The following is a 26,105-nucleotide window of genomic DNA, read 5'->3' as shown; positions in this document are numbered from 1 at the left end:
GGTGCGTCGCGGCGCTCCGACGACCGTCTCACGCGGCGCGAGCGGTCCGGTCGCCGCGGGCGCCGCGTGTCACCGAGGAAGCCCGCCCGAGGCGGGCAATCCCTGATCGCCGCGGGCGTCAAGACGGTGCGCTTCGGCGGCCCTCGATGCCGGCCTTCGCCGCACGATCCCGGGATGACGGGCCGCTAGGCCGCCTGGACCTTCTTGAGGATGGCGACGAGTTCCCGGTGCAGCTCCTCGTTGCCGCAGGCCACCGACCGGGGCGCGAGCGGCTCGGCGGCGCCATCCGCGGAGGTCACGAAGCCGCCCGCCTCGCGCACGAGGATCACGCCGGCGGCGAAATCGTAGGTCTGGAGATCGCGCTCCCAATAGGCGTCGAGGCGCCCGCAGGCGACATAGGCCATGTCGAGGGCCGCCGATCCCATCCGGCGGGTGCCGCCGGCCACCGCCATGACGGCGCCCAGCTCGCGCAGGAGTCGCGGATGGCTGCCGCGACCGAGATAGGGCGTTCCGTAACCCACCAGCGCGTCGGCCATGTCCTGACGGCCGGAGACGCGCAGGCGCCGGTTGTTGAGATAGGCCCCCTTCCCGCGCTCGGCGACGAACAGCTCGTCCTTGATCGGGTCGAAGATCACACCGGCGACGATCTGGCCCTCGCGCTCGAGGCCGACCGAGACGGCGAAATGGGGCACGCCGTGCAGGAAGTTCGAGGTGCCGTCGAGGGGGTCGATGTGCCAGGTGTGGCTTTTGTCGGTCCCCTCGATGATCCCGTTCTCCTCTTGCACGAGGCTGTAGCCTGGGCGCGCCTTCATCAGGGCGTCGCGCAGCACCTCCTCGGCCTTGCGGTCGGCCGCGGAGACGAAGTCACCCGGGCCCTTCCGGGAGACCTGCAGGTTCTCGACCTCGCCGAAGTCGCGGCGCAGGCCGCGCGCGGCTTTGCGCACGGCATCGACCATCACGGTCATGAGCGGGGAGGAGATCATGGTCGGACTTTTCGCGGGTGAGGATTGACGCCGTCGTTACAGCCCGGCGCCGGAAAAGACGAGATGGGGGCAGGACATGGGCGCCGTGCGGCGGGCGGCCGGCCCGGACCGGGTCCCACGGATCGTCGTCGCGGCCCGGCCTCTCCCTCGGGCGAGAGGGACGAATGGGGGGCGTGCGGCAGCCGGAGGCGGCGCGACCTGAGCGCGCGTCACCGGCACGCCTGATCCGGAACCTACCCTCCCTCAGCCGGAAGGGTGAGCCGATCGCGCCCTGTGATAGAGGCCACGGCCCCTCGGTGGGGCCAGGCCGTGGCCGGTCGATACGGAGACCCGAGGCCCTACTCGGCGGCCTCGACGAAGACCGTGCCGGCCCGGGGCAGATCCAGCGCCTCCCAGGTCTCGCTGAGGGCCGCGGCGAGGCGCTCGATATGCGCCGCGTCGTGGAACGGCGACGGCGTGATCCGCAGGCGCTCGGTGCCGCGCGGAACGGTCGGATAATTGATCGGCTGGATGTAGATGCCGTGGTGTTCCAGCAGGTGGTCGGCCGCCGCCTTGCACAGTTCGGCATCGCCGACCATCACCGGCACGATATGGGTCTCGGTCTCCAGGATCGGCAGGCCCGCCGCGGCCAGGGCCGCCTTGGTGGCCGTCGCCTGGCTCTGGTGTGCTTCCCGCTCGGCGCTGGAACGCTTGAGGTAGCGCACCGACGCCCGTGCCGCCGCCGCCACGGCCGGCGGCAGCGCGGTGGTGAAGATGAAGCCCGGCGCGAAGCTGCGCACGGCGTCGCAGATCGCCGCCGAGGCGGTGATGTAGCCACCGACGCAGCCGAAGCCCTTGGCCAGCGTCCCCTCGATCACGTCGACCCGGTGCATCACCCCGTCGCGCTCGGCGATGCCGCCGCCGCGCGGACCGTAGAGACCGACCGCGTGGACTTCGTCCAGATAGGTCATCGCGCCGTAGCGGTCGGCGAGGTCGCAGATCCGGCTGATCGGCGCCACGTCGCCATCCATCGAGTAGACCGACTCGAAGACGATCAGCTTCGGCCGGTCGCCGGCCTCCTGGAGCAGCTCCTCCAGATGCTGGAGATCGTTGTGGCGGAAGATCTTCTTCGCGCAGCCTGAATGGCGCACGCCCTCGATCATCGAATTGTGGTTGAAGGCGTCGGACAGGATCAGGCAATCCGGAATCAGCTTGGCGATCGTCGAGATGCCGGCCTGGTTCGACACGTAGCCCGAGGTGAAGACGAGACCCGCCTCCTTGCCGTGCAGGTCGGCGAGTTCGCGCTCCAGGTCGACGAGGGGCGAGTTGTTGCCGGCGATGTTGCGGGTGCCGCCCGCGCCCACGCCGCAGCGGGCGGCGGTCTCGGTCATGGCGGCCACCACCTCCTTGTGCTGGCCCATGCCGAGGTAGTCGTTCGAGCACCACACGGTGATCTCGGTCGTCTTGCCGTCGGGCTGACGCCACTTGGCCGTCGGGAACCGCCCGGAAATGCGTTCGATATCGGCGAAGACACGGTAGCGCCGCTCGCCGTGCAGCTGATCCAACGCGCCGCGGAAGTAGCGCTCGTAGCCGGAACCGGCGCGCGTCGATCCCGTTGGGGCGAGCGTCGTGCTGGGCATCCGGGTCACGGTCATCGAGCGTCCTTCGCGTATTCGGCCACGCGGGCGGCGCCTTTAAGCGCCGGGTCCCGCGATCTGAGGTCTGGCCTCGGTCAGTCCTTCGCGTGAGGACCGGAAGATACGCGCGGATCTGGAACTGGTTCAAGGTAAGGTTCCGACATCGCTGCCTTGCATCCGTTGAGAGGGCGGCACGAACCCGGTAGCGTCCGTCAGGATCTTTCCCTTCGAACTTGGCTCCGGCGCCCTTCCGAATCCCATGTCTCAACCCGCAGATGGCTCCTCCCACCGGAACGCCCGTGTCCCGAGCTTGCGGCGACCAAGGGTCGCGCCATGACCGACGCGAAGACGGACGCGAAGGATGCGCGCACGGAGCGCCTGAAGGCGGCCCTGCGGCAGAATCTGCGGCGCCGCAAGGCACAGGATCGGGGCCGGACCGAAACGAGACCGGCTCCGGACGCGGACCGGTCCTGCACGTCCGAGGCCGCGATCAACGGTCCTGATTCCGACAAATCCGGTCTATAGGGCACGGCCAAGCCTGGGCGCTTCCGCGCCCGCGACAAGCCTGGGCGCTTCCGCGCCCGCGATCAGCACGGCCGGCCGCGCGCCATCGGGGATGCGCCGCCCAAGGACACACGATGGACCGCATCCACATCACCGGCGGCGCGCCGCTCAACGGCGTGATCCCGATCTCGGGCGCCAAGAATGCGGCGCTGCCGCTGATGATCGCCAGCCTGCTCACCGGCGAGACGCTGGAACTGATCAACGTGCCGCGGCTCGCCGACATCGCCGCGCTGACGCGGATCCTGGGCAACCACGGCGTCGACCACATGGTGGTCGGCAAGCGCCCCGGTCAGACCACCGAGACGGGCCAGACCATCCGGCTCACCGCCTCGAACGTCATCGACACCACCGCGCCCTACGACCTCGTCTCGACCATGCGGGCGAGCTTCTGGGTGATCGCGCCGCTGCTCGCCCGGTTCGGCGAGGCCAAGGTGTCGCTGCCCGGCGGCTGCGCCATCGGCACCCGGCCGGTCGACCTGCTGATCATGGCCCTGGAGAAGCTCGGGGCCGAGATCGAGATCGACGCCGGCTACGTGGTCGCCCGCACGAAGAACGGCCTGCGCGGCGCCGAGATCGTCTTCCCCAAGGTCACGGTCGGCGGCACGCATGTGGCGCTGATGGCGGCTGCGCTCGCCTACGGGACCACGGTGATCGAGAACGCCGCCCGCGAGCCGGAGGTCGTCGACCTCGCGGAGTGCCTGAACAAGATGGGCGCGAAGATCCGCGGCGCCGGCACGCCCCATATCGAGATCGAAGGCGTGGCCCGTCTGAACGGCGCCCGCCACGCGGTCCTGCCCGACCGGATCGAGACCGGCACCTACGCCATGGCGGTCGCGATGGCCGGCGGTGACGTCGTCCTGAAGGATACGCGGGCCGATCTGCTGCACGCGGCCCTCGACATCCTGTCGACCACGGGCGCCGAGATCACCCCGGTCGAGGGCGGCATCCGCGTGCGCCGCAACGGCGCCGGCATCGCGGCGGTCGACGTCACCACGGACCCGTTCCCGGGCTTCCCCACGGATTTGCAGGCGCAGTTCATGGCGCTGATGACGCTGGCCAAGGGCCAGTCGCATATCCGCGAGACGATCTTCGAGAACCGGTTCATGCACGTGCAGGAACTGGCCCGGCTCGGCGCGAAGATCCGCCTCGAGGGCGACCTCGCCATCGTCGAGGGCGTGGAGCGGCTGAGGGGGGCACCCGTCATGGCCACCGACCTGCGCGCCTCGGTGTCCCTGGTGATCGCGGGCCTCGCTGCCGAAGGCGAGACCCAGATCAACCGGGTCTACCATCTCGACCGCGGCTTCGAGGCGCTTGAGGCCAAGCTCGGCCGCTGCGGCGCGCAGATCGAGCGCGTCCGGGCCTGAGCGACCCCTGCGATCCGGGACGTCGATGGACGTCGGCGGGCCGCCGATGTCGTCTGAACCCTGACCGCCGATCCGGGGCGCGGGATCCGGTTCTACGGCCGGGCCCAGGGCGGGCGGCCTCTGCTCGATCTGCAGGACGGCGGCGGAGACGAGAACCGGCACGTCTGTGCGGTCGATCGCCGGGACCAACCGGGACCTGACGCCCATTCCGGGCGGCGCGGCCGGGCTCGTCCGGGTCAGCCAGACGAGCCCCCTCACGGGGAGGCGTTCCGCGCGCAGGTGATCCGGGCGATCGGCGATCCGGACACCGCGGCGGGGCTGGACCTGATGCGTGCGCGCTCGCCGGTTCACCGAGCCGGCGGGATCCGGGCGCCCCTCCTGATCGCGCAGGGCGCCACCGCCCCCCGGGTGAAGCAGGCCGAGTCCGACCAGAGGGTCGCAGCCCTCGATGCGAAGCGCCTCACGGTGACCGATCCGCTGTTCCCGGACGAGGGCCACGGCTTCGTGCGGCCCGAGAACCGCCTCGCTCTCTATGCCCGGGCGGAGGCCATCCTGGCCCGGCATCTCGGAGGCCACGCCGAGAGCCTCCGGACGCGGCGGCCGAGGCGGGCCATGCCCCGCAGGTCATGCGCGACAGCGGATGCTCAATCCTCGATCTGCCCGCGCCTGTAGCCGAAGCCGGGTATGTCGCAGCCGCAGGGCGCATTGGGCGGCGCCGGGCGCGTCAGGCATGTGCCGCGGGCGGTCACGCAGACGCTGTCATCCCACGACCGCCCCGGGCCGGTGCGCCATTGAGGCCGGATCCGGTCGGACGCATCGTCGAATGGCGGCGGGGGCGGAGGCCAGCCGTAGCCATCGTCGGCGCGCGGTGGCGGCCGGCGATCTCGGGGCGGCGGGGCGTAGACGTCCCGGTCCGGACCCGGTCGGCCGTAGATGTAGGGCCGCGCGTCGGGACCGACCTGCGCACCCGCGGGACCGGCCGCGTGAATCCCCAGGGCCAGCGCCGCCAGAGTCGCGTGCGTCGTGAACTTGGCCATCCTCGACCCTGCCTCGACCCTGCTTCGATGCGTCCGCCCCGCCTCTAGCCGACGGCGCTGGGTCGAGCCTGTGCCCCGTCCGCACCCGGCATCCTCAGGTCGGGCGTTGCCCGAACGGGGCTGCGCCGCTACCTACGCCCTGCCGCGGGGCCCCTCGCCGACCGGCCCACGCCCCGCGTTCGCCGAGGACCCTCTGCATGGAGCTGCTCAAGCTCGCCGCCCTCGACATCGAGGACTTGACCGTGATCTCAGCCCACCTGCAGGACGCGATCCTCCGGCCGGAGGATCTGACCTATCTCGCCGGTGAGCAGCGCTTCCTCATGGCGGTGCGACGCTTCGACTGGACACCGGACGCCCCGCCCCGGCGGCGCCTCGCCGGCCTGCACATTGAGCGCGTCCGGGGCGTGAAGAGCCGCGGCCTGAAGCCGGGCGACGCCACGCCGATGAGCCTGCTCGCGCTGACCTTCGAACAGACGGATGCGCCGTCGGGTCACATCGATCTCGTCTTCTCGGGCGGTGCGGCCCTTCGGCTGGAGGTCGAGTGCATCGAGGTCCGGATGAAGGATCTCGGCCCGGTCTGGGAATCGGCCACCCGTCCCGGCCACGACATCGACACCGACACGACCGCCGGCCCGGCGGCCTGACGCGAGACAGAGAGCTTTCCGATGGTCCGGCTCGACAGCAGCGATCCGAATTTCGCCACCGCCTTCGCGCATCTCCTGACGGTGAAGCGTGAGATCGCCGAGGACGTGGACGAAGCGGTCCGCGCCATCATCGCCGACGTCGTCGCACGCGGCGACGCGGCCCTGGTCGACTTCACGCGCCGCTTCGACCGGCTCGGCACCGATTTCTCAGCCGAGCACCTGCGGGTCACCGACGCGGAGATCGCCGCGGCGGTCGCCGCCTGTCCGCAGGAGTCCCTCGAGGCCCTGCGCCTCGCCGCCGAGCGGATCGAGAGCTTCCATCGGGCGCAGCGGCCCACGGACCATCGCGCCACCGACGCGCTGGGCGTCACCGCCGGCTGGCGCTGGACGGCGCTCGAATCGGTGGGGCTCTACGTCCCGGGCGGGACGGCGAGCTATCCCTCCTCGGTGCTGATGAACGCGCTCCCCGCCCGCGTCGCCGGCGTGCCGCGGCTCGTCATGGTCGTGCCGACCCCCGACGGCCAGATCAATCCGCTGGTCCTGGCCGCCGCGCAGCTCGCCGGCGTCCACGAGGTCTACCGGGTGGGCGGGGCCCAGGCGGTGGCCGCCCTCGCCTACGGCACCGCCACCATTGCTCCTGTCGCCAAGGTCGTCGGGCCCGGCAATGCCTGGGTCGCCGCGGCCAAGCGCCGGGTCTTCGGCCAGGTCGGGATCGACATGATCGCCGGCCCCTCCGAGGTGCTGATCCTGGCCGACGGCCACGCCAACCCGGACTGGGTCGCCGCCGACCTGCTGGCGCAGGCCGAGCACGACGTCGCCGCCCAGGCGATCCTGATCACCGACAGCGCAGACCTGGCGGACGCCGTCGAGGTGGCCGTCGAGCGCGCCCTCACAACCCTGCCCCGTCAGGAGATCGCCCGGGCGAGCTGGCGCGACTACGGCGCCGTCATCCGGGTCCGGACCTTCGACGAGGCCGTCCCCCTCGTCGACCGCCTCGCCCCCGAGCACCTGGAGATCGAGACGCAGGATGCGGAGGCGGTCGCCGCCAAGGTGCGCAATGCCGGGGCGATCTTCCTCGGCTCGCACACGCCGGAGGCGATCGGCGACTATGTCGGTGGGCCGAACCACGTCCTGCCCACCGCCCGGTCCGCCCGGTTCTCCTCCGGCCTCGGGGTGCTCGACTTCATGAAGCGGACGACGATCCTCGCCTGCACGCCGGAGAGCTTGCGGGCGCTCGGCCCGGCGGCGATAAACCTCGGCCGGTCCGAGGGCCTGGAGGGGCACGCCCGCTCCGTCGCGATCCGGTTGAACCTGTGAGGTTTTGGGGATGGCGGAGAAGCAGCGCGGGCCGAACCGCCTCGCGAAGGTGAGCCTGGACGAGGCGTCCATCGCCCGCGGCAACCCGGATCAGGAGCACGAGCGGGCCATCGCGCTCTTCGACATCCTGGAAGACAATGTCTTCGCGATCCCGGGCCGAGAGGGCCCCTACGCCCTGACGCTGGGCCTCGTCGAGAACAAGCTATCCTTCGCCATCACCACGGTGGAGGGCGAGCCGGTGATGACGCACCTCCTGTCGCTGACGCCATTCCGTCGGGTGATCCGCGACTACGAGATGATCTGCGAGAGCTACTACAACGCGATCCGCACCGCCTCGCCATCGCAGATCGAGGCGATCGACATGGGTCGGCGGGGCCTGCACAACGAGGCGTCCGAGACGCTCAAGCAGCGGCTCGACGGCAAGGTCGACCTCGACCACGACACGGCCCGCCGCCTGTTCACCCTGATCTTCGCGCTGCACTGGAAGGGCTAGGGCGCCCTCCGCGCCGACCGGCGATGGCTGAGCCCGTTCCAGAGCCTCCTCCCGACGCCTCTCCGAAGAAGCGGCGGGTGCAGTCCGTCCTGTTCATGTGCAATTACAACGCCGTGCGCTCCGTCGCGGCGGAAGCGATCGCGCGCGCCTATTTCGGCAAGTCCACCTATGTGCAGTCGGCCGGAGTCCGGTCCGGCGAGCCCACCGATCCGTTCATGATCGCGGCCCTCGACGAGATCGGGATCGATGCCAGCCGACACCGCCCCCGCACCATCGAGGAGTTGGAGGATTGGGAGGGGCTGAACTTCGACCTGATCATCACCCTGGCGCCGGAGGCCCATCACCGGGCGCTGGCCCTGACGCACACGCTCGCGGCCGATGTCGAATACTGGCCGACTCCGGATCCCACGCTGGTGCAGGACGCGTCCCGGGAGCAGCGTCTCGAGGCCTATCGTGAGGTCCGCGACGGGCTCACCCGGCGGATCAAGGCCCGTCTGAAGGCGTAGGCGGGCGGCGTCTCTTCCTGACGATCGCGCATCGCCGAGCGGCGGATCGCCGATGCCGTGCCTGCGGACTGTCGCGCGCGGGGCTCCGCGGGTCCGCCGCGTCAGCCGCGATCGCCCACCAGCCAGGCCCGGATCCGGCCGGCGAGGAGCGGCCTAGCGCGAATGACGTCGTCGCCGTCGAGGAGCGGCGAGTCTGCGAGCGTCGCGAGATAGGCGTCCTCGGCGCTGCGGCAGGCGCGGAAGGCAGCGTCGACGGCCAGATCCCTGTCCGTCAGCGCGGCTTGAATCCCGAAGTTGCGGCTGACGCAGTCGCGCCACGCAGCGTGGCGGAGCTCGGTCTCGCTCGCGGCCCGCGCGGTGCCGCAGGCCGCGGCGACGAGGACGATCGCGAGGAGCGGGGCCGGCATCACGTGGCGGGCTCGCGGCATCGTTCAGGCACTCCGTCACCCGACAGAGTGGCGGCGCAGGGTTATCAATCCGTTAAGATGTGGTGCCCGCGGCGCGGGTTCCACTGCCGGAGGTGGGCCTTGATCAGCGGTTGGCGGTGGTGACCGGGGAGGTGACGCCGCCGAGCGAGACCCAGGCGACGGCGTCCTGGCTCTCGCGCTTGATGAACACGTAGCCGGTCTTGTGCCAGGGCAGGATCGCGTTGGTCTTGTTGTCGAGCACCAGGTCGCCCCGGTCGGTGATCAGGGTGAGCACCGCGTGGCCCTCGCCCTTCTCGTCGATCACCACGGTCATGCGCATCGCCCGCCGCGGCAGGCCGGCCTGGGCCAGCAGATGGCGCTTGAGCAGTTGGAAGTCCTCGCAGTCGCCGATGCCGTCCTCGGCCAGATCCCACCGGTCGGCTACATGCAGGTGGTCCTGATCGGTCATCGGCTCGACCGCCTTGTTGACCCGTCGGTTCACCGACACGATCGTCGCCCAGGTGGCGGGCGTCAGGCTGATCCGGGCCGGCTCGCCCCGGTCGAGCGCGCATTCGGCCGCGTAGGTCTGACAGAAGGTCGTCCAGGCCGCGATCGGCTTGGCGTCGCCCTGCACCCGGGCACCGGCTTCCGTCGGCAGGCTCGCAAGCGTCTGCGCCTGGACACCGGTGGCGAGGCCCGCAATGCCGAAGACCGCGAGGGCGGCGGCGGCGGCGCGGCGGCTCCGGGGCAGCCGACGCGCTGCGGGTGCCTCGACCCGTCTCTGCATCATGGAAACCGCGAACCGCATCGCCGGACCCAACCGTTAAGCTCTCGTTAACGAAAGCTCTCACGCCGGCGGGCCGGCGGCAATGCGCCGATTAACAAAAGGTTAATGCTGTGCGCAACGCGGATAATCGTTCAGTCGTCGTTCCGAGCCGGCACGTCCCTGCGATGCGCGAAAACGTGAAGGCACACCAAGGTCTTCGTGGCCGAGATCCGTCGTTATCCCGGCGTCGCTCCACCGAGAAGAAGCCTGTGGGCGGCAGGAGGACGACTTATGCGGCGCGCAGCAGACAGGATCGCCGGGCTCATTCTGGCCGGACTTGCAGCAGGAACCCTCGGAGCCGTTTCGACATCCGCCGCCCCAGCCGGCGCGGCATCGACCGACCTGAAGAGCGAGGGACCGACGCAGCCGGCGAAGGTCCAGGACGGCCAGTACACCGACAAGAACGGCGATCCGACCTACCACGTCACGGACGGCGGCAAGAAGGTCGACTGGTATACCATGTCCGGCTACGTGCGGTACAATTCCAACTGCATCGTCTGCCACGGCCCCGACGGGATGGGCTCGACCTATGCACCGTCGCTTGTCGATGCCCTCAAGGGCATGGACTACGCGCACTTCGCCGGCATCGTCGTGGGCGGCAAGAAGGACGTGAACGCCTCGCAGGAGCTGGTCATGCCCGCCTTCGGCGATAACAAGAACGTCATGTGCTACCTGCCGGACATATTCACGTATCTCCGCGCCCGTTCGGACGGAGCGCTCGGTCGCAACAGACCGCCGGAGCACGAGCCCAAGCCCGCTGCCTTCGAGAAGGCCGAGGACGCCTGCATGAAGTGAACGCCGCCTCCCGGGCCTCGGACCGAGATTGAACCTGCCCGGGGGGCGACACGCCCCGTTGCACCGCTCGGTTGCGCACGACATACTCTGCACAAGACGCTGAAGAGCAGGCGCCAAGCTTGCCGAGGGGGTCGCAGGGGATGGAACGTGGCTCAAGGATCGGGAGTGCGCCGCCATCTCTGCGGCATCTGGACGGCCTGGACCGATGCGGCCGGGGCCGCCGACGCGGCCGCTGAGGTCGCCCGGGCCGTCGGGGGCTCGGCCCTGTCACAGATCGTCGTGTTCTTCTCGGCGGATTACGACGCTGAGATCCTGGCCCGCGCGCTGGAAACTTGGTTCCCCGGCGTGCCGGTGGCGGGCTGCTCGATGTCGGGAGGCATCGCCCCGGCCGGAGGCCTCGACCGCGGCCTCGTGGCCATCGCGTTCCCGGCGGAGCGCTTCCGCATCGTCTCGACGGTCCTCGACGCCATCGACCACCTCGACGTGGAGCGGACGGCCTCCGCGGTCCGGGCGCTGCGCCGGACCCTCGACCCGCTGGACCGGTGCCGCGAGGTCGACATGGCCGCGTCCGGCCACCGCTTCGCCCTGTCGCTGATCGACGGGCTCGCCAACGCCGAGGAGACGGTCGTCTCGGCCATCGCCTGGGCGCTCGACGGCATCCCGATCGTCGGCGGCTCGGCCGGCGACGACCTGCGCTTCCGCGACGCCGTCCTGCTCCACGGCGGGAAGATCCACCGGAAGGCGGCGGTCCTGGTCCTCGTGGAGACCGACTTCTCGGTGGAGATCTTCAAGAGCGACAATTTCGAGCCGACCCAGACCAAGTTCGTGGTGACGGCCTCCGATGGCGAGCGCCGGACCGTGCACGAGCTGAACGCCGAGCCGGCGGCCCGGGAATACGCGATGGCGATCGGCCTCGACCCCGAGGGCTTGTCGCCGATGAGCTTCGCCGCCTACCCGCTGGCTGTGAAGGTCGGCGGCGAGTATTTCTGCCGCTCGATCCGGCGCATGAACGAGGACGGGTCGCTCAGCTTCTTCTGTGCGGTGGACGAGGGCGTGGTGCTGACCCTCGCCGAACCGCGCGATATCGTCGCCTCGACGCGGGCCGAGCTGGCGCGCCTCGACGCGGTGCTCGGCGGCGTCGACCTGATCATCGGCTTCGAATGCGTGCTGCGACGGCTCGACGCCGAGAGCCGGCAGGTGCGCCACGGCATTGCCGACCTCTATCGCCGCTACAACGTCGTCGGCTTCGAGACCTTCGGCGAGCAGTACAGGGCGATGCACCTGAACCAGACCTTCACGGGCATTGCCATCGGCAAGACCCTCGCCGGCAGTGCCCCGGGGGCGGAAGCCACCCCCGTCGCGTCGTGACCCTGCATCCGAACGGTCTCGAGACCGACGCGTCCCTGCACCGGCGGATCGAGAAGCTCGAGCGCATCAACGCCGCGCTGATGTCCCATGTCGAGCGCTCCATGGATCAGCGGGGCAGCGCCTATTCGCTGTTCCAGACCGCGATCATGCTGGAGGGCCGGGTCCGCACCCGCACCGAGGAGCTGACCGGGCTGATGCACCGGCTGGAGCGCTCCAACGAGGCGCTGGCCGCCGCCAAGGAGGAGGCCGAGACCGCCAACCGCTCCAAGACCCGGTTCCTGGCCGCGGCGAGCCACGACCTGCTTCAGCCGGTCAACGCCGCCCGCCTGTCGATTTCGGCGCTGGCCGATCTCGACGTGCCGCCGGAGGCGCGCATCATCGCGGGCCAGGTGGATCGCGGCCTGCAGACCATCGAGGATCTGATCAAGACGCTGCTCGACATCTCGAAGCTCGATGCCGGGATCGTGCGGCCGCAGATCCAGCCGGTGTTCCTGCCCGACCTGCTGGCGGAGCTGGCCGAGAGTTTCAAGCCGTTCGCGGAGCGCAAGGGCCTGCGGCTGTCGCTGCGCTGCCCCGACGTCACCGTCACCAGCGACGTGATGCTCCTGCAGCGCATCCTCCAGAACCTCGTCTCCAACGCGGTCCGGTACACAAGCGTCGGCGGGATCGTTCTCGCGGCCCGGCGGCGGTCCGGCGGCATCCGGATCGAGGTGACCGATACCGGCTGCGGCATCGCCGCGGAGGAATGCGACCTCGTCTTCGACGAGTTCTTCCGCGGCGGCGCCCGGACCGGCAGCGGCGAGGAGCCGGGCCTCGGCCTCGGCCTGTCGATCGTCCGCCGTATGGCCCAGGCCCTCGACCACCCCCTGCGGCTGCGCTCCCGGATCGGCCACGGCACCCGGGTCGCCCTGACGCTGCCCGTGAGCACGATCCCGGCGGCCGTCGCCCCGCCCGCTCCGGTGGCGACCCGGCTCTCGGGCGCGCACGTGCTCGTCGTGGAGAACGACCCCTCCACGTCCGACGCCCTCGCCCGCCTCCTCCAGAACTGGGATGCCCGGGTCTCGACCTTCCGCGACCTCGCGGGGGTGCGGGCCGCCGTAGAGGCCGGCGCCCCGCGGCCGGACATCCTGGTGCTCGACTACCATCTCGACGACGGCGCCTGCGGCCTCGACGTGGCCAACTACCTCCGGGCCGTGCACGCCGATCCGGTCCCGGTCATCGTCACCACCGCCGACCATTCCGAGGCCGTCGAGGACCGGGTCACGGCCGTCGGGGCGGAACTCGTGCACAAGCCGATCAAGCCGGCGCAGCTCCGCTCCCTGCTCACCTACATGCTCGCCTGAGCGGCCTGCGGCGGTCCGCGCTTCGACCGGCGGCACGCCTCGCGCTGCCTGCGGACAGGCGGACCTTCAGGAAAGCCGATCCCCGGCCGAGCAAGGGATGGGTCGCCCCGCTGCGGAGCACGGGCCCCCGACGCAGCACCCGTCCGACGCGAACAAACCTGCCCGTGCCGTGACATAGGACACACGACACCCCTCGACGTGCCGTGCCGCCTGCGCGACAGGGAACAGCGTCCGCGGCGCGTCCTGCGTCCGGATTTTCCCAGCCATCGACGTCACGGACCCGCCGGGACGCCGCAGGAGCGCGCAGGAATGGCGCAGGTCCCGCTCGGTCCAGCCGGCGGCCGTCACGGACACCCGCAGAGGCACCCGCAGGGGCCTTCGCACGATGGCCTGCCGCCCCGCGAGCGCGTCCTCGCCATGGCGGCGATCGCGCTGGCCATGACCATGGCGGTCCTCGACGGCGCCATCGTCAACGTGGCGCTGCCCGTCATGGCCAAGGATCTGGCGGTCAGGCCGGCCGACGCGATCTTCGTGGTTAACGCCTACCAGATCGCCGTCACGGCCACCCTCCTGCCGTTCGCGGCGCTGGGCGACATCTTCGGCTTCCGACGCGTCTACCTGCCGGGTCTGGCCGTCTTCGTGGCCGCTTCGCTGGCCTGCGCGCTGGCGCCAAGCCTGCCGCTGCTGATCGCCGCCCGGATCGTCCAGGGGCTCGGCGCCGCGGCGATCATGAGCGTGAACATCGGCTTCGTCCGTTTCATCTACCCCCACCGGATGATCGGCCAAGGGGTCGCCAACGTCGCGCTCGTGGTGGCGGTGGCCTCGGCCGCCGGCCCGACCGTGGCGGCCGCGATCCTGTCGGTGGCCACCTGGCCCTGGCTGTTCCTCGTCAACATCCCCGTGGGCCTGCTGGCCCTGGCGGTGGCGTCCCGGACCCTGCCGGCGACGCCGGCGAGCGGCCGCCCCTTCGATCTCGTGAGTGCCGTCCTCAACGCCCTGACCTTCGGCCTGCTGATCATCGGCATCGACGGGCTTGGCGATCCGGAGGCCCGGGGCATCGCCGTCCTCGAACTCGCGGCGGCGATCGCGGTCGGCGCGGTGTTCGTCCGGCACCAGATCCGGCTGGCCGCGCCGCTCCTGCCCGTGGACCTGCTGCGGATCCCCGCCTTCGCCCTGTCGATGGCGACCTCCGTCGCCTCGTTCTGCGCCCAGATGGTCTCCTACGTGGCGCTGCCCTTCTATTTCCAGGACGTGCTGCACCTCTCCAGCACGCAGACCGGCTTCCTGCTCACCCCCTGGCCGATCGCGGTCGCCGCGATGGCGCCGATCTCCGGCCGCCTTGCGGACCGGTATCCGCCCGGGATCCTGGGCGGGATCGGCCTGGCCATGATGGCCGTCGGTCTGGTCTGCGTGACGATCCTGCCGGCCGCTCCGACGACCCTCGATATCGTCTGGCGGCTGACCCTGTGCGGTCTCGGCTTCGGCCTGTTCCAGTCCCCCAACAACAAGGTGATCGTCACGTCGGCGCCGCGCGAACGGGCTGGGGGGGCGAGCGGGATGCAGTCGACGGCGCGGCTCACCGGCCAGTCGCTCGGCGCAGCTCTGGTGGCGGTGATCTTCGGCCTGACCCACGGTCTCGGGGCCGAGCGGGCGGTAACCCTGTCGCTCTCCTGCGCGGTGGCGCTCTCGGTGATCGGCGGCTGCGCCAGCGTCCTGCGGCGGAGTCGGAGCGGCTAACCGGATCGCGTATGCCACCCGGGACGCCGGCTTGCGTTGATGGGGTGTGTCCCGTGCTGGAGCGCCCCATGGATCTCGATCTCACCGGCCGGAAGGCCCTGGTCACCGGGTCGACCGGCGGCATCGGCTACGCCATCGCCAAGGAACTCTGCGACCTCGGTGCGGAGGTCGGCATCAACGGTCGCACGCCCGAGCGGGTCGAGGCCGCCCTCGCGAAGCTGCGGGGCGAGACGCGGGCCGGCCGCGCCTTTGCGGCACCGGGCGATGTCGCCACCGGTGAGGGCGTTTCAGCCCTGGTCAAGGCTGTCCCGGCGGTCGACATTCTGGTCAACAACACCGGGATCTTCGAGCCGAAGCCGTTCTTCGAGATCCCGGATGCCGACTGGCAGCGCTTCTTCGACGTCAACGTGATGAGCGGCGTGCGCCTGTCGCGGGCCTACACGCCCGGCATGGCGGAGCGGGGCTGGGGACGGGTGATCTTCATCTCCAGCGAGTCGGGCATCAACACGCCGACCGAGATGGTCCACTATGGAATGACCAAGACGGCGCAGCTCGCGATTTCCCGCGGTCTGGCGCAGACGGTGGCCGGCAGCGGCGTGACGGTCAACAGTGTCCTGCCCGGCCCGACCCTCTCGGAGGGTGTCGCGGACTTCATGCGGCAGATGGCCGGAGGCGCAGCCGATACCGACCTCGAGGCCATGGGCCGGAAATTCGTCGCGGAGCATCGCCCCTCGTCGCTGATCCAGCGGCTGGCGCGGGTGGACGAGGTGGCCAATCTCGTCGCCTATCTCTGCAGCCCGGCCGCGAGCGCCACCACCGGCGCCGCCCTGAGGGTCGACGGAGGGGTCCTGCAGGGCCTCGCTTGAAGCCGGGATCGGTGGGGGCAACGCCGGCGACCGCCGAAGCGGGGCTCGAACCGTGCGGGTCTGGGACGGAAAAATCCGCGCGGCGGCGCATCGACAAGCCCGCGCTGGCGATACGTCGGGCGCCTCGGGTTCAGGCGGCGCGTTCGCCACGAGGGATCGGACCGGCGGCTCTGGATGCCGGACTCTCGTCCGCGTCATACCAAGCCACACGGCCGGTCTTCCCGTACGACGGGGAACGCCGCAGGGCTCCTAGAGCCGTCGGCCCGGAGAGAATGCCGGACTTGGCTCTAGGGCGAGATCAGGCCTTCAGGTGCGCAGCGAGATGCTTGTTCATCTCGAACATCGTGCACTTGTCCTTACCGAAGACCTTCTTGAGCTTGTCGTCGGCGAGGATCTCACGCTTGTTCTGCGGGTTCTGAAGGTTGTTCTTCTTGATGTAGTCCCAAACCTTGCTGACCACCTCGCCGCGCGGCAGCGGGCTGGTCCCGACGATGGCGCCGAGCTCGGCCGACGGCTTCAGCGGCTGCTGCAGAGCGTTCGGCTTGGCGCCGGCCGACTTCTCGGCGGCGGGCTTCGCAGCCTTGGCCGGGGCGGCCTTCTCCGCAGTCTTGGTGGTCTTGGCCGCCTTGGGCGCAGCCTTCTCGGTCTTTGTGGCCATCAACATCCTCCGGTTCTCGGGCCGCAGGCCGGGGCATGATCGCCCCACGGCCGAGCCAGCATAGCAGCAACTAAGCGGTGCCGCCGCCGTTCCAAGGGGAAATTGCCTTTGGAAACGCCTCATCCACAAGGCAGGCGCAGAAATCCCCTGCGGGATCGCCGGATGGACGCCGCCGCCAAGATTATTCGGCCGACCGCCGGGCGTGAAACCTGCCTTTAACAATCCTGCACGTGAAGTACAGGCATGTTTGCCCCGACCCTCACCCTCGCGCTCCTGCTCGCCACCGGACTGGTCACGAGTCTCGGGCTCCTGGTGCGGGCCGAGCCTTCCGCGCCCGGCATCGCGCCGGGCCGCGGCTTGGTCTGAACGCGCCGGGATTGCAGCGCCCGTCCACCGGGTGCATCAGCCCGACCGCATGACCGATCCGATCACCCTCGCCAGCCCGGAAAGCACCGCCCACGTCGTTCAGGTGGCGCTGAGCCCCGTGTTCCTGCTGTCGGGCATCGCGACGCTGCTCAACGTCTTCGGCGCGCGGCTCGCGCGCGTGGCCGATCAGGCCGACCACGTCTCCGGGCTCCTCGCGGGCGCCGGCGATGCGGAGCGCATCCTCCTCGGACGGCGCCTGGATCGGCTGCACCGGCGCTCCCTGGCCCTGGATGCCGCCGTGTTCCTGGCCGCGCTGGGCGGCGTGGCGACCTGCGGGTCGGTGCTAACCCTGTTCGTCGGAGCCATGCGCGACAGCACGGTCACGACATTGCTGTTCGGCCTGTTCGGCGCGGCGATCCTCTGCACCCTGTGCGCCCTCGTGGCCTTCGGGTTCGAGATGCTGCTGGCCAGCCGATCGGTCCGCGACCGGATCAATCAGCGGCGGAGGAGCGCCGGGATACCACCCGACCTCTGAGAGGCCGGCGCTCGCCCGGCGACCGGCTCAGGAGGCGGAACCCGTCCCGGCCCACGCGCTTAGTGAGCCAGGGACCGCCACGCGGGCACGATCCCGCTCATGGATCGGGAGACATCATGCCGACGGACCTGCCCAACGAACGCGCCTTGAGAAAGCCCGGCACCCTGGAGCTCGATCCCGCCGGCGAGGGCATCGCCATCGACGAGAGCCCCCGGCTGATCGCGTCGAACAAGGTCGAAGGCACCGCCGTGTACGACAGCAGCGGCCGCCACCTGGGCGCCGTCCACAATTTCATGGTGGACAAGGTTTCCGGACAGGTCGCCTACGTGGTGCTGGCCTTCGGGGGATTTCTCGGATTGGGTGAGACCCACCACCCGCTTCCCTGGAAGGCTCTGACCTACAGCACCGAATTCGGCGGCTACGTGATCGACATCGATCCGGCGGTCCTCGCAGGCGCATCGAGCTCCGGCGCCGGCGAAGACGAAGTCGCCGATCCGAGCTATCGCGCCCGGATCTAGGCCTTCGACGGCCCGTACGCGCGCCCCTCCTGAGCGGGCGCGGCGGTCTCGGCCTGACGGCTCAGAATTTCCCGCCGAGGCCGACGCTGCCGCCGGGCGACAGCATCGGACCCATTGCGCCGCTGCTGCCACTGCCACCGACCGCCGCATTGCCGCCGTCGAGATCCTCGCGCCGGATCCGGCGCTCCCCGCTATCGGCGGTGCGGGTCGCCCCGCCGGCGGTCTTCGGGATCGCCAGCTGCTTCGTCGGAGCGGTCTGGAGCGGCTGACCATCGGCATCGACCGCAGCATTGCGCGGCTCGCGGTTCGGCAGAGATCCGCGCAGCGAGGGCGGCAGGCCGACCTCTGTCGCGGGCATCACGCCGCCGCCGCCACCGAGCGCCTGGCAGCCGGCCACGAGGCCGGCCAGGGCAGCGCCGAGCGCAAGGCCGCGCGCTGCGGCGCATCTCGACGTGGGGAGGGTCGACATCGTGTGGTCCTCGACAGTGGCCGCGGTGCCGTCCGCGGCTCGCATGGGCTTATGAGCGGTTGTCTACGCCGGGGATGCGGCGAAAACCAGACAGTGCCGTCGCGCCCCCGGTCATCATCGCCGTATCCTTTGTGGCAGACCGCCGAAGCGCGCGGTTCGCGTCTTGCTGTCTGGCCGCTGCGGTCCATAACTTCGCCCAGGTCCTGCGGCATGACGCCATCCGCAGGCGGGGTCCAGCCGGCGGCGGACCCGGAACCGGCCGATACGGTCGTGGACGCGCCGGCGCGCCGGTGCAGCCCGGCCCTTCCTCAGAGGACGAAGCGTGTTCAGAACCAACCGGATGATCGCGGCCGTGACGCTCGCCCTCTGGGCGTCGGGGGCTGCGGCGCAGGTGAGCGGCAGCGAGGGTGCGGCCGGGCAGGCAGCGCCGCACGCACCGGCCACGCCTCCGTCCGCGACTCCGGCTCCCGCGCCGGCTCCGGCGCCAACTTCGACACCGCCGACTTCTCCGCCCGCGGCGGCGCCGGCCGCACCGCCGGCCGCCGGGACTTCGCCGCCTTCCACGACCCAGGCGCAGCAGCAGGGAACACCGGCCACGGTCCTCGACACGCAGGATTACGAGAGCCTGCTCGGTCGCAGCGTGCGCAGCGCCGGCGGCGACGAACTGGGGCGCGTCATCGACATCATCATCGACAAGGAGGGCCATCCCAGGGCCGCCATCATCGATTTCGGCGGCTTCCTCGGGGTCGGAACCCGCAAGATCGCGGTGGATTGGCGCGCCCTGCGCTTCACGCCGGACGGCGGCAAGGAGCGCAAGCTCTCGGTCGCGCTGACCCGCAACCAGGTCCGCGTGTCACCGGAATACAAGGCCGGGGAGCCGATCGTGGTTCTCGGGCCCGCCAGCCCCGCCGCGCCGGCGGCGGAGGGCGAGCAGGCGACCACGCCGCCGGCCAATCCGGCGCCGGGCTCGGCGGCACCGTCGCAACCGGCCCCCGCCGCGGCGGCTCCGACCTCGCCCGCTCCGGGCAGTGCGGCCTCGGGCGCGGCGGCGCCGGCCGCGACCGCGCCCGCCCGCCCTCCGGAGAAGGCACCGGATAAGTGACGGTGGCCCGGTCGAAGGCCCGAACCGCCGCCACTCCGCGCGAACGTGAGCTGTCCCGTCAGGACATCCGCTCCCGTCCGGGCCGCCTGAAGGATCCGGCGGGCGAAGCCGCGCGCGCGTCGGCGGTTCCTGCCGCACAGGGGGGACGCGTGATCTCGGCAACGAGCCGCTACGGCCTAGATGCCTTCGCGTTCTTCGTGGCCAACCTGCAGACCGGGTTCGGCCCTTTCCTGGCCGTCTACTTCTCCCAGGCGAAATGGACCCAATCCGACATCGGGTTCGCCCTGACCGTGGGGAGCCTCGTGGCGCTGCTGGGCCAGGTCCCGGGCGGCGCCTTCGTCGACGTCGTGCGCTCGAAGCGCTTCGCCGCTGCCGTGGCGGTGATCGGGATCGCCGGCAGCGCCTTCGCGCTGGCGGTCTGGCCGAGCTTCCTGATCGTGCTCCTGGCAATGGCCCTGCACTCGGCCGCGAGCTGCGTGCTCACACCGGCCATCGCGGCGATCAGCATCGGACTCGTCGGGCGTGCCCACGCTGGCGAGCGTCTCGGCCGCAATGCCAGCTTCGCGGCCCTCGGCAACGCCCTCGGCGCGGCCGGGATGGGCGCCATCGGATATTACCTGTCGAACGGCGCCGTCTTCTACCTCACCGCCGCTCTCGGTATCCCGACGGTGATCGCGCTGGCGCGCATCCGCGCCCAAGACATCGATTCCAACGTGTTCAAGGAGCCGGCCACGGCGCAGGCGTCGCCGTCGACCGGCAAGGACAGCATCCGCGCCCTGCTGACCAATCGGAGCCTCCTGTGCTTCGCGGCCTGCATGGTGCTGTTCTTCCTCGCCAACGCCGCGATGCTGCCCCTGGTCGGCAGCGTCCTGACCCTGCGGGCGAGCGAGACCGCCACCGCGCTGGTCGCCGCGTGCATCATGGTCCCGCAGGCGGTGCTGGCGGTCAGCGCCCCTGCGGTCGGCCGGGCCGCCGAGCGCTTCGGCCGCTACCCGGTGCTGCTATTCGGATTCGGCGCCTTGCCGGTCCGGGGCCTGCTGCTCGCCTACACGACCAACCCCTACGGTCTCGTCGCCATCCAGGTGCTGGACGGCATCTCGGCGTCGGTGCTGGGCGTGATGGTGCCGCTGATCGTGTCGGATCTCACCCGTGGCACCGGCCGCTTCAACCTCGCCCTCGGCGCGGTCGGCACGGCCATGGGCATCGGCGCCGCCCTCTCGACCTCGCTTGCCGGCATCATGGCCGACCATCTCGGCAGCCACAGCGCCTTCCTGGGGCTCGCGATCGTGGGGTTCGCGGCTTTCATGCTGGTGGCGCTGATCATGCCGGAGACGCGTCCGACGGAGCACACGGCCTGACCGGCCGCGGCATCGGATTCGCAAGGGTGTTTCCGCGCCGCTCAAGCGACGTTCAGGTTCTGCGGATAAAAGCGCACGGAAGGTGCGGGCCGGTGAAACATATGGCAACGCTCTCGCGTTGCCGCTGCGGGTCAGACTGCGCCCGCTCTGCACGCCGCCTCAGCCCGTAAGCCAAAGCCGCGCGAATACGGAATGGTCACCGCGATGGAAGAGCTGCACCGATACGCCGACAGGCCCTTCGCCTTCGTCGCGCGGTATCTCCGCCGCCGCTGGCTGCCGCACTTGGTCATCCTGATCTCCGTGCTCGGCGCCGTCGGCTTCTCGGTCTCCACCGATTACGCCCTCAAGGGCGTGGTCGACGCGCTGACGAAGGGGCCCGGCCCGGGCAACACGGTCGTCTGGAGCGCGCTCGCGGTCCTGGTCGCCTTCATCGCCGCCGACAACATGCTCTGGCGCGTGGCGGCGCTGACCGGCGCCTTCACCTTCGTGGGGATCACCGGCGACATCCGGCGCGACCTGTTCCGGCACATGACCGGCCATTCCCCGACCTTCTTCTCCGACCGCCAGCCGGGCACCCTGGCGTCGCGCATCACGGCGACCTCGAACGCGATCTTCACGGTCGAGAACATGTTCGTGTTCAACGTGATGCCGCCGACGGTCGCGGCCTTCGGGTCGATCGCCTACATCGCCACCGTCAACCTCACCATGGCGGGCATCCTGGCGGGCGTGTTCGCGGCCGTCGTCGTGCTGATGTTCAAGATGGCCTCGGCCGGCAAGCCGCTGCACCACGACTTCGCCGCCAAGGCCGCCAGCGTCGACGGCGAGATGGTCGATCTCGTCGGCAACATGTCGCTCGTGCGCGCCTTCTCGGCCTTCAAGCGCGAGGGGCAGCGCTTCGAGGGCACCATCGCGACCGAGATGCGGGCGCGGCGCTCGTCGCTCCTCTACCTCGAGAAGCTGCGCATCGTGCACGCGGTGCTGACCGTGCTTGCCGTGTTCGGCCTGCTCTATTGGGCGATCCAGATGTGGGAGGCCGGACAGGCGACGAACGGTCAGGTCGTGCTGGTCTGCACGCTCGGCATCCGCATCCTGGCGGCCACCCGCGACCTCGCGGTCGCGCTGGTCGATGCGACCCAGCACACCGCCCGGCTGGCCGAGGCCCTGCACACCCTGCTTCAGCCCCACGATCTCGTGGATCATCCGGAAGCGCAGCCGCTCACCGGCCAAGGCGCCAAGATCGAGTTCGAGCACGTCGCCTTCAGCTATCCGGACGGGCGCCCCGTCTTCACGGATTTCGACCTCGTCATCGAGCCGGGCCAGCGCGTCGGTCTGGTGGGCCGGTCCGGCGGCGGCAAGTCGACCCTGTTCTCGCTGATTCAGCGCTTCTACGACGTGCAGAGTGGCGCCATCCGCATCAACAGCCAGAACGTCGAGCGGGTCACCCAGGAATCCCTGCGCGAGGCGATCACCGTGGTGCCGCAGGACGTCTCGATGTTCCACCGCAGCTTGCGGGAGAACATCCGCTACGGCCGGCCCGAGGCGACGGACGAGGAGGTCTGGCAGGCCGCCGAGGCCGCGCATTGCACCGACTTCATCAAGGCCCTTCCCGAAGGCTTCGACACGATCGTCGGCGACCGCGGCGTAAAGCTCTCGGGCGGCCAGCGTCAGCGGATCGCCATCGCCCGGGCGATCCTGAAGAACTCGCCGATCCTGCTTCTCGACGAGGCTACCTCGGCGCTGGACGCGGAATCCGAGCAAGCGATCCGTCAGGCCCTCGCGAACCTGATGAAGGGCCGGACCGTCATCGCGATCGCGCACCGCCTCTCGACGCTGCAGGATTTCGACCGGATCGTCGTGCTCGACGGCGGCCGCATCGCGCAGGACGGCTCGCCCGACAAGCTGACCCATCTCGACGGCTTCTTCCGGGAGCTGATGAAGAAGGAATCCATGGCGATGGCCCTCGCCGCCGCCTGACTGCGCCCCCGTGGACCCGTCCCGGCATTGCCGCACCGGGACGGCGGCGCAGTTCCGCCGCTCCGGTTTTCACGCCCGATCGGCACTGGTAGATCATCGGCCCGCCGGACCGGACCTTGCATCGCCTGGACGTCGCGAACCGGCCCGGTTCCGACGCGTCTCGATGCCCGAGCCCCACTGTGCCTGACCTTGCCCTCGTCATCCGGGAAATCTCCGAGGAGATGGCCCAGCGCTCCGATCGGGGGGCGGTCGCGGATTACATTCCCGAACTCGCGCGGGTGGATCCCGGTCAGTTCGGCATGGCGGTGATCGATGCTGCGGGACGCGTCTTCGCCGGGGGCGACAGCGAGACGCCCTTCTCGATCCAGAGCGTGTCGAAGGTCTTCACCCTCACCCTCGCCCTCGGCATGGTCGGCGACCGGCTGTGGAAACGGGTCGGCCGCGAGCCTTCGGGCAACCCGTTCAACTCCATCGTCCAGCTGGAGCGGGAGCGCGGCGTGCCGCGCAATCCGTTCATCAATGCGGGCGCCATCGCGGTCACCGACGTGATCCTCTCGGGCCACGAGCCCCGCGAGGCGCTGGGCGAGATCCTGCGCTTCATGCAGTTCCTGGCCCAGGATTCGAGCATCGCGATCGACGAGACCGTGGCGGCCTCGGAGAAGCGCACGGGTTTCCGCAACACCGCGCTCGCCAACTACATGAAGTCCTTCGGCGTCATCGACAATCCGGTCGACTACACGCTCGGCGTCTACTTCCACCACTGCGCCATCGCGATGAACTGCCGCCAGCTCGCACGCGCCGGCCGGTTCCTGGCACATAACGGCATCAACCCGTCGACCGGCCATTCGGTGGTCTCGGCGGAGCGCGCGCGCCGCATCAACGCGATCATGCTGACCTGCGGCCACTACGACGGGTCGGGCGAGTTCGCCTATCGCGTGGGCCTGCCGGGCAAGAGCGGAGTCGGCGGCAGCATCCTGGCGATCGCACCCGGCAAGGCCTCCATCGCCGTCTGGTCGCCCGGTCTCGACGCGGCGGGCAATTCCCATCTCGGCCGCATCGCCCTGGAGCGGCTGACGCAGCGCATGGGCTGGTCCGTCTTCGGATCCTGAGCGGGTCCCTGCCCCCCTTCCCTGCCCCCCTTCCCCTGCCCCCTTGCGCGGCGCCCACTTCCGCGGCACTGCGCCGCCGGGGCGTTGCGGCGCCGAAGCGAGACTCAGCGGCATGGCGACGAGTGTGGCGGTCCGGGCTGCCGACGACGGTCTGGATCCCGGTGCCATCCTGGCCCGTCTCGACCGGCTTCCGGCCACGCCGACGGTCTGGCGCCTCGTGGCGCTGCTCGGCCTCGGCTTCTTCTTCGAACTCTACGACCTGCTCTTCACCGGTTACGTGGCGCCCGGCCTCGTCAAGGCCGGGATCCTGACGCCGACGACCCCCGGCCTGTTCGGCGCCAGTGGTGTGGCGAGCTTCGTGGCCGCCCTCTTCACGGGCCTGTTCATCGGCACCCTCGTCTGCGGCTGGCTCGCCGACCGGTTCGGGCGCCGGGCGATCTTCACGTGGTCGCTCCTCGCCTACACCGCGGCGAACGTCGTGATGGCCTGCCAGAGCGACGCCTTCGGCCTCAACCTCTGGCGGCTCGTCGCAGGGATCGGCCTCGGCCTGGAGATGGTGACGATCGGCAGCTACCTCTCCGAACTCGTCCCGAAGGCGATCCGCGGCCGGGCTTTCGCCCTGTGCCAGGGCATCGGCTTCACGGCCGTGCCGGTGGTGGCGTTCCTCTCCTACCTGCTGATCCCGATCGCCCCCCTCGGCATCGACGGCTGGCGCTGGGTGGTGCTGATCGGCGCCTCGGCGGCGATCGTGGTCTGGTGGATGCGGGCGGGCCTTCCGGAAAGCCCGCGCTGGCTCGTCGAGCACGGGCGTCTGGCGGAAGCCGACGCGATTCTGCGGCAGCTGGAGGCGCGGATCGCGGCCGAGCATGGCGGCGCGCTGCCCGCGCCGGCCGCGGCGGAGCCGGTGCAGCCGCGCGGCGCCTTCCGCGACCTGTGGGTCCGGCCCTATCGGCGCCGGGCGCTGATGATGGCCGGATTCAACGTCTTCCAGACGGTGGGCTTCTACGGCTTCGCCAACTGGGTGCCGACCCTGCTGGTGGCCCAGGGCATCACGGTGACGTCGAGCCTCGCCTACACGGCCCTGATCGCGCTGGCTGCCCCCGTCGGCCCGCTGATCGGCCTCGCCATCGCCGACCGGTTCGAGCGCAAGCACGTCATCGTGGCCGCCGCCCTCGTCTATATCGGCTGCGGCCTCGCCTTCGCGCAGACGCGGGACGTCCCGATCATCGTGGCGCTCGGCATCGGCCTGACGCTCGCCTCGAACGTGATGTCGTACAGCTTCCACGCCTATCAGGCCGAGCTGTTCCCCACGGGCATCCGCGCCAGGGCGGTGGGCTTTGTCTATTCCTGGAGCCGCTTCTCGGCGATCTTCACGGGCTTCGTCATCGCGTTCGTCCTGCGGGAGGCCGGCACGCCGGGCGTGTTCCTGTTCATCTCGGCCGCGATGCTGGCCGCGGGCCTGCTCGTCGGGCTCCTGGGTCCGCGGACACGGGACGTCGCGCTGGAGAAGATCGCGGGGTGAGGCCCGTCACGGGCTCGGCTCCCAGGAGGCCGAATCCGTGCTAGCCTCGGGCATGGTCGCTCAGCCGAAATCCCGGATGACGGTCGACGAGTTTCTCACCTGGGCCGATGGGCAGCCGGGGCGCTTCGAGCTGGTCGATGGCGAGGTGTTCGCGATGTCGCCGGAGCGCGTTCGGCATGCCGAGGTCAAGGCTGCCACCTATCTGGCGCTCCGGTCCGCACTGAAGCAAGCGAAGAGCGCCTGCTACGCGCTGCCGGATGGCATCAGCGTTCGCGTCGATCAGGATACGGTCTTCGAGCCCGACGCCCTCGTTTACTGCGGAATGCGCGCTGACCCCGATGCGACGGAGATCACCGATCCCGTCATCGTCGTCGAGGTGCAGTCGCCGAGCACACGTTCCGTCGATTCGGGTTTGAAATTGACCCGCTACTTCAGTCTCGAGAGCGTGATCCACTATCTGATCGTGGATCCGGTCAAACGCCTCGTCATCCATCACCGCCGCGCGCAGGGCGGCCTGATCGAGACCCGCATCGCGACCCAGGAGACGCTGGACCTGACGCCGCCCGGCCTGCGCCTGCCCGTCCCGGAGCTGTTCGCCGACCGCGCGTCCGACGACGACGGAGCTTGA

At 70.4% G+C, this 26,105-nt stretch carries 28 protein-coding genes; 21 read left to right on the top strand and 7 right to left on the bottom strand.

Features of this window, described 5'->3' with window-relative positions; translation table 11 throughout:
- Positions 1-185 precede the first annotated feature (185 nt).
- On the bottom strand, positions 186-983 hold the full coding sequence (locus PQI07_RS14655; protein ID WP_043357127.1) for an inositol monophosphatase family protein: 798 nt from the start codon (positions 981-983) through the stop codon (positions 186-188).
- A 338-nt stretch (positions 984-1,321) separates the two neighbouring features.
- Positions 1,322-2,617, bottom strand: a complete 1,296-nt coding sequence (gene hemA, locus PQI07_RS14650; protein WP_043758849.1) for a 5-aminolevulinate synthase — start codon at positions 2,615-2,617, stop codon at positions 1,322-1,324.
- 315 nt (positions 2,618-2,932) lie between these two features.
- Between hemA and PQI07_RS14645 the strand changes: the two genes are divergently transcribed.
- The 3 genes from PQI07_RS14645 (at position 2,933) to PQI07_RS14635 (ending at position 5,199) form a co-directional block, all read left to right on the top strand.
- Complete coding sequence (locus PQI07_RS14645) at positions 2,933-3,124, top strand: hypothetical protein (protein ID WP_043357123.1); 192 nt, start codon at positions 2,933-2,935, stop codon at positions 3,122-3,124.
- 113 nt (positions 3,125-3,237) lie between these two features.
- Positions 3,238-4,527 (top strand): UDP-N-acetylglucosamine 1-carboxyvinyltransferase, encoded by a 1,290-nt coding sequence (gene murA / locus PQI07_RS14640; protein ID WP_043357121.1) that lies wholly within the window; start codon positions 3,238-3,240, stop codon positions 4,525-4,527.
- Positions 4,528-4,806: 279 nt separating this feature from the next.
- Entirely contained in the window at positions 4,807-5,199 is a 393-nt protein-coding gene (locus PQI07_RS14635; RefSeq protein ID WP_043758852.1) for an alpha/beta hydrolase family protein, read from the top strand.
- Here PQI07_RS14635 and PQI07_RS14630 read toward each other — a convergent pair.
- On the bottom strand, positions 5,172-5,564 hold the full coding sequence (locus PQI07_RS14630; protein ID WP_274926852.1) for a hypothetical protein: 393 nt from the start codon (positions 5,562-5,564) through the stop codon (positions 5,172-5,174). The two genes, PQI07_RS14635 and PQI07_RS14630, sit on opposite strands and share 28 nt — an antisense overlap.
- Before the next feature lie 197 nt (positions 5,565-5,761).
- Between PQI07_RS14630 and PQI07_RS14625 the strand changes: the two genes are divergently transcribed.
- The 4 genes from PQI07_RS14625 to PQI07_RS14610 are packed head-to-tail and all read left to right on the top strand — an operon-like array spanning position 5,762 to position 8,524.
- Positions 5,762-6,208: a DUF2948 family protein gene (locus PQI07_RS14625; RefSeq protein ID WP_043351500.1), complete on the top strand. Its 447-nt coding sequence runs from the start codon at positions 5,762-5,764 to the stop codon at positions 6,206-6,208.
- A gap of 21 nt (positions 6,209-6,229) precedes the next feature.
- A complete protein-coding gene (hisD, locus tag PQI07_RS14620) occupies positions 6,230-7,525 on the top strand; it encodes a histidinol dehydrogenase (protein WP_274926851.1) in 1,296 nt (431 codons plus the stop codon).
- Between the two features lie 10 nt (positions 7,526-7,535).
- Positions 7,536-8,018: a UPF0262 family protein gene (locus PQI07_RS14615; protein ID WP_043387537.1), complete on the top strand. Its 483-nt coding sequence runs from the start codon at positions 7,536-7,538 to the stop codon at positions 8,016-8,018.
- A 23-nt stretch (positions 8,019-8,041) separates the two neighbouring features.
- On the top strand, positions 8,042-8,524 hold the full coding sequence (locus PQI07_RS14610; RefSeq protein WP_043356114.1) for an arsenate-mycothiol transferase ArsC: 483 nt from the start codon (positions 8,042-8,044) through the stop codon (positions 8,522-8,524).
- Positions 8,525-8,625: 101 nt separating this feature from the next.
- Here the strand turns inward: PQI07_RS14610 and PQI07_RS14605 are convergent, their stop codons facing one another.
- Together PQI07_RS14605 and PQI07_RS14600 are read right to left on the bottom strand one after the other, a co-directional pair.
- On the bottom strand, positions 8,626-8,952 hold the full coding sequence (locus tag PQI07_RS14605) for a hypothetical protein (RefSeq protein ID WP_043387534.1): 327 nt from the start codon (positions 8,950-8,952) through the stop codon (positions 8,626-8,628).
- Between the two features lie 103 nt (positions 8,953-9,055).
- Positions 9,056-9,739 carry a transglutaminase-like cysteine peptidase gene (locus tag PQI07_RS14600; protein WP_107646919.1) on the bottom strand — a complete coding sequence of 228 codons (684 nt, stop codon included), beginning with the start codon at positions 9,737-9,739 and terminating at the stop codon, positions 9,056-9,058.
- Positions 9,740-9,988: 249 nt separating this feature from the next.
- Here PQI07_RS14600 and PQI07_RS14595 point away from each other — a divergent pair, with 249 nt between their 5' ends.
- The 5 genes from PQI07_RS14595 to PQI07_RS14575 all read left to right on the top strand — a co-directional run bounded on the left by PQI07_RS14595 (position 9,989) and on the right by PQI07_RS14575 (position 15,866).
- Positions 9,989-10,552 carry a c-type cytochrome, methanol metabolism-related gene (locus PQI07_RS14595; RefSeq protein WP_043358028.1) on the top strand — a complete coding sequence of 188 codons (564 nt, stop codon included), beginning with the start codon at positions 9,989-9,991 and terminating at the stop codon, positions 10,550-10,552.
- A 165-nt stretch (positions 10,553-10,717) separates the two neighbouring features.
- Positions 10,718-11,920 (top strand): FIST signal transduction protein, encoded by a 1,203-nt coding sequence (locus PQI07_RS14590; RefSeq protein ID WP_418287715.1) that lies wholly within the window; start codon positions 10,718-10,720, stop codon positions 11,918-11,920.
- Positions 11,917-13,263, top strand: a complete 1,347-nt coding sequence (locus tag PQI07_RS14585) for an ATP-binding response regulator (protein ID WP_274926850.1) — start codon at positions 11,917-11,919, stop codon at positions 13,261-13,263. The genes PQI07_RS14590 and PQI07_RS14585 overlap by 4 nt, the downstream gene beginning before the upstream one ends.
- Positions 13,264-13,572: 309 nt before the next feature.
- A complete protein-coding gene (locus PQI07_RS14580; protein WP_075380738.1) occupies positions 13,573-15,000 on the top strand; it encodes an MFS transporter in 1,428 nt (475 codons plus the stop codon).
- 68 nt (positions 15,001-15,068) lie between these two features.
- Positions 15,069-15,866, top strand: coding sequence for an SDR family NAD(P)-dependent oxidoreductase (locus PQI07_RS14575; protein WP_274926849.1), 798 nt, complete (start codon positions 15,069-15,071; stop codon positions 15,864-15,866).
- Positions 15,867-16,164: 298 nt separating this feature from the next.
- Here PQI07_RS14575 and PQI07_RS14570 read toward each other — a convergent pair whose 3' ends face one another.
- Positions 16,165-16,524 carry an SWIB/MDM2 domain-containing protein gene (locus tag PQI07_RS14570; RefSeq protein WP_043356955.1) on the bottom strand — a complete coding sequence of 120 codons (360 nt, stop codon included), beginning with the start codon at positions 16,522-16,524 and terminating at the stop codon, positions 16,165-16,167.
- Positions 16,525-16,767: 243 nt separating this feature from the next.
- On the opposite strand from PQI07_RS14570, the gene PQI07_RS14565 reads away from it, so the two are divergent.
- The 3 genes from PQI07_RS14565 to PQI07_RS14555 all read left to right on the top strand — a co-directional run bounded on the left by PQI07_RS14565 (position 16,768) and on the right by PQI07_RS14555 (position 17,943).
- Entirely contained in the window at positions 16,768-16,890 is a 123-nt protein-coding gene (locus tag PQI07_RS14565) for a hypothetical protein (RefSeq protein ID WP_257787383.1), read from the top strand.
- 49 nt (positions 16,891-16,939) lie between these two features.
- Positions 16,940-17,425, top strand: coding sequence for a DUF2721 domain-containing protein (locus tag PQI07_RS14560; RefSeq protein WP_043356961.1), 486 nt, complete (start codon positions 16,940-16,942; stop codon positions 17,423-17,425).
- A 116-nt stretch (positions 17,426-17,541) separates the two neighbouring features.
- On the top strand, positions 17,542-17,943 hold the full coding sequence (locus tag PQI07_RS14555; RefSeq protein ID WP_179697061.1) for a PRC-barrel domain-containing protein: 402 nt from the start codon (positions 17,542-17,544) through the stop codon (positions 17,941-17,943).
- A gap of 61 nt (positions 17,944-18,004) precedes the next feature.
- On the opposite strand, the gene PQI07_RS14550 is transcribed toward PQI07_RS14555, so the two are convergent.
- Positions 18,005-18,412, bottom strand: coding sequence for a hypothetical protein (locus PQI07_RS14550; RefSeq protein WP_043356959.1), 408 nt, complete (start codon positions 18,410-18,412; stop codon positions 18,005-18,007).
- A 340-nt stretch (positions 18,413-18,752) separates the two neighbouring features.
- On the opposite strand from PQI07_RS14550, the gene PQI07_RS14545 reads away from it, so the two are divergent.
- The 6 genes from PQI07_RS14545 (at position 18,753) to PQI07_RS14520 (ending at position 26,105) form a co-directional block, all read left to right on the top strand.
- The gene (locus PQI07_RS14545; protein ID WP_274927726.1) at positions 18,753-19,514 is read left to right on the top strand and encodes a PRC-barrel domain-containing protein; all 762 of its coding nucleotides are present in this window, start codon (positions 18,753-18,755) and stop codon (positions 19,512-19,514) included.
- Positions 19,511-20,872 (top strand): MFS transporter, encoded by a 1,362-nt coding sequence (locus tag PQI07_RS14540; protein WP_274926848.1) that lies wholly within the window; start codon positions 19,511-19,513, stop codon positions 20,870-20,872. Before PQI07_RS14545 ends, PQI07_RS14540 begins: the two co-directional genes overlap by 4 nt.
- A gap of 204 nt (positions 20,873-21,076) precedes the next feature.
- Positions 21,077-22,846, top strand: coding sequence for an ABC transporter ATP-binding protein (locus tag PQI07_RS14535; RefSeq protein ID WP_274926847.1), 1,770 nt, complete (start codon positions 21,077-21,079; stop codon positions 22,844-22,846).
- 179 nt (positions 22,847-23,025) lie between these two features.
- On the top strand, positions 23,026-23,955 hold the full coding sequence (locus PQI07_RS14530) for a glutaminase (RefSeq protein ID WP_043356938.1): 930 nt from the start codon (positions 23,026-23,028) through the stop codon (positions 23,953-23,955).
- A gap of 112 nt (positions 23,956-24,067) precedes the next feature.
- Entirely contained in the window at positions 24,068-25,477 is a 1,410-nt protein-coding gene (locus PQI07_RS14525; protein ID WP_043356936.1) for an MFS transporter, read from the top strand.
- A 76-nt stretch (positions 25,478-25,553) separates the two neighbouring features.
- On the top strand, positions 25,554-26,105 hold the full coding sequence (locus PQI07_RS14520; RefSeq protein WP_374701383.1) for a Uma2 family endonuclease: 552 nt from the start codon (positions 25,554-25,556) through the stop codon (positions 26,103-26,105).

The sequence above is a fragment of the Methylobacterium sp. 092160098-2 genome, assembly GCF_028920805.1.
GTDB lineage: Bacteria > Pseudomonadota > Alphaproteobacteria > Rhizobiales > Beijerinckiaceae > Methylobacterium > Methylobacterium fujisawaense.
The sequence above is the reverse complement of the archived record's forward strand: the minus strand, read 5'-3'. Positions and strand labels throughout refer to the sequence as shown.

What these genes read in the sequence shown, in the direction of transcription:
- PQI07_RS14625 (WP_043351500.1), top strand. Translation starts at nt 5,762, where the DNA reads ATGGAGCTGCTCAAGCTCGCCGCCCTCGACATCGAGGACTTGACCGTG.
- PQI07_RS14520 (WP_374701383.1), top strand. Translation starts at nt 25,554, where the DNA reads ATGACGGTCGACGAGTTTCTCACCTGGGCCGATGGGCAGCCGGGGCGC.
- murA (WP_043357121.1), top strand. Translation starts at nt 3,238, where the DNA reads ATGGACCGCATCCACATCACCGGCGGCGCGCCGCTCAACGGCGTGATC.
- PQI07_RS14545 (WP_274927726.1), top strand. Translation starts at nt 18,753, where the DNA reads ATGATCGCGGCCGTGACGCTCGCCCTCTGGGCGTCGGGGGCTGCGGCG.
- PQI07_RS14655 (WP_043357127.1), bottom strand. Translation starts at nt 983, where the DNA reads ATGATCTCCTCCCCGCTCATGACCGTGATGGTCGATGCCGTGCGCAAA.
- PQI07_RS14565 (WP_257787383.1), top strand. Translation starts at nt 16,768, where the DNA reads ATGTTTGCCCCGACCCTCACCCTCGCGCTCCTGCTCGCCACCGGACTG.
- hemA (WP_043758849.1), bottom strand. Translation starts at nt 2,617, where the DNA reads ATGACCGTGACCCGGATGCCCAGCACGACGCTCGCCCCAACGGGATCG.
- PQI07_RS14630 (WP_274926852.1), bottom strand. Translation starts at nt 5,564, where the DNA reads ATGGCCAAGTTCACGACGCACGCGACTCTGGCGGCGCTGGCCCTGGGG.
- PQI07_RS14550 (WP_043356959.1), bottom strand. Translation starts at nt 18,412, where the DNA reads ATGTCGACCCTCCCCACGTCGAGATGCGCCGCAGCGCGCGGCCTTGCG.
- hisD (WP_274926851.1), top strand. Translation starts at nt 6,230, where the DNA reads ATGGTCCGGCTCGACAGCAGCGATCCGAATTTCGCCACCGCCTTCGCG.
- PQI07_RS14645 (WP_043357123.1), top strand. Translation starts at nt 2,933, where the DNA reads ATGACCGACGCGAAGACGGACGCGAAGGATGCGCGCACGGAGCGCCTG.
- PQI07_RS14600 (WP_107646919.1), bottom strand. Translation starts at nt 9,739, where the DNA reads ATGCGGTTCGCGGTTTCCATGATGCAGAGACGGGTCGAGGCACCCGCA.
- PQI07_RS14595 (WP_043358028.1), top strand. Translation starts at nt 9,989, where the DNA reads ATGCGGCGCGCAGCAGACAGGATCGCCGGGCTCATTCTGGCCGGACTT.
- PQI07_RS14610 (WP_043356114.1), top strand. Translation starts at nt 8,042, where the DNA reads ATGGCTGAGCCCGTTCCAGAGCCTCCTCCCGACGCCTCTCCGAAGAAG.
- PQI07_RS14575 (WP_274926849.1), top strand. Translation starts at nt 15,069, where the DNA reads ATGGATCTCGATCTCACCGGCCGGAAGGCCCTGGTCACCGGGTCGACC.
- PQI07_RS14555 (WP_179697061.1), top strand. Translation starts at nt 17,542, where the DNA reads ATGCCGACGGACCTGCCCAACGAACGCGCCTTGAGAAAGCCCGGCACC.
- PQI07_RS14615 (WP_043387537.1), top strand. Translation starts at nt 7,536, where the DNA reads ATGGCGGAGAAGCAGCGCGGGCCGAACCGCCTCGCGAAGGTGAGCCTG.
- PQI07_RS14535 (WP_274926847.1), top strand. Translation starts at nt 21,077, where the DNA reads ATGGAAGAGCTGCACCGATACGCCGACAGGCCCTTCGCCTTCGTCGCG.
- PQI07_RS14605 (WP_043387534.1), bottom strand. Translation starts at nt 8,952, where the DNA reads ATGCCGCGAGCCCGCCACGTGATGCCGGCCCCGCTCCTCGCGATCGTC.
- PQI07_RS14580 (WP_075380738.1), top strand. Translation starts at nt 13,573, where the DNA reads ATGGCGCAGGTCCCGCTCGGTCCAGCCGGCGGCCGTCACGGACACCCG.
- PQI07_RS14570 (WP_043356955.1), bottom strand. Translation starts at nt 16,524, where the DNA reads ATGGCCACAAAGACCGAGAAGGCTGCGCCCAAGGCGGCCAAGACCACC.
- PQI07_RS14525 (WP_043356936.1), top strand. Translation starts at nt 24,068, where the DNA reads ATGGCGACGAGTGTGGCGGTCCGGGCTGCCGACGACGGTCTGGATCCC.
- PQI07_RS14560 (WP_043356961.1), top strand. Translation starts at nt 16,940, where the DNA reads ATGACCGATCCGATCACCCTCGCCAGCCCGGAAAGCACCGCCCACGTC.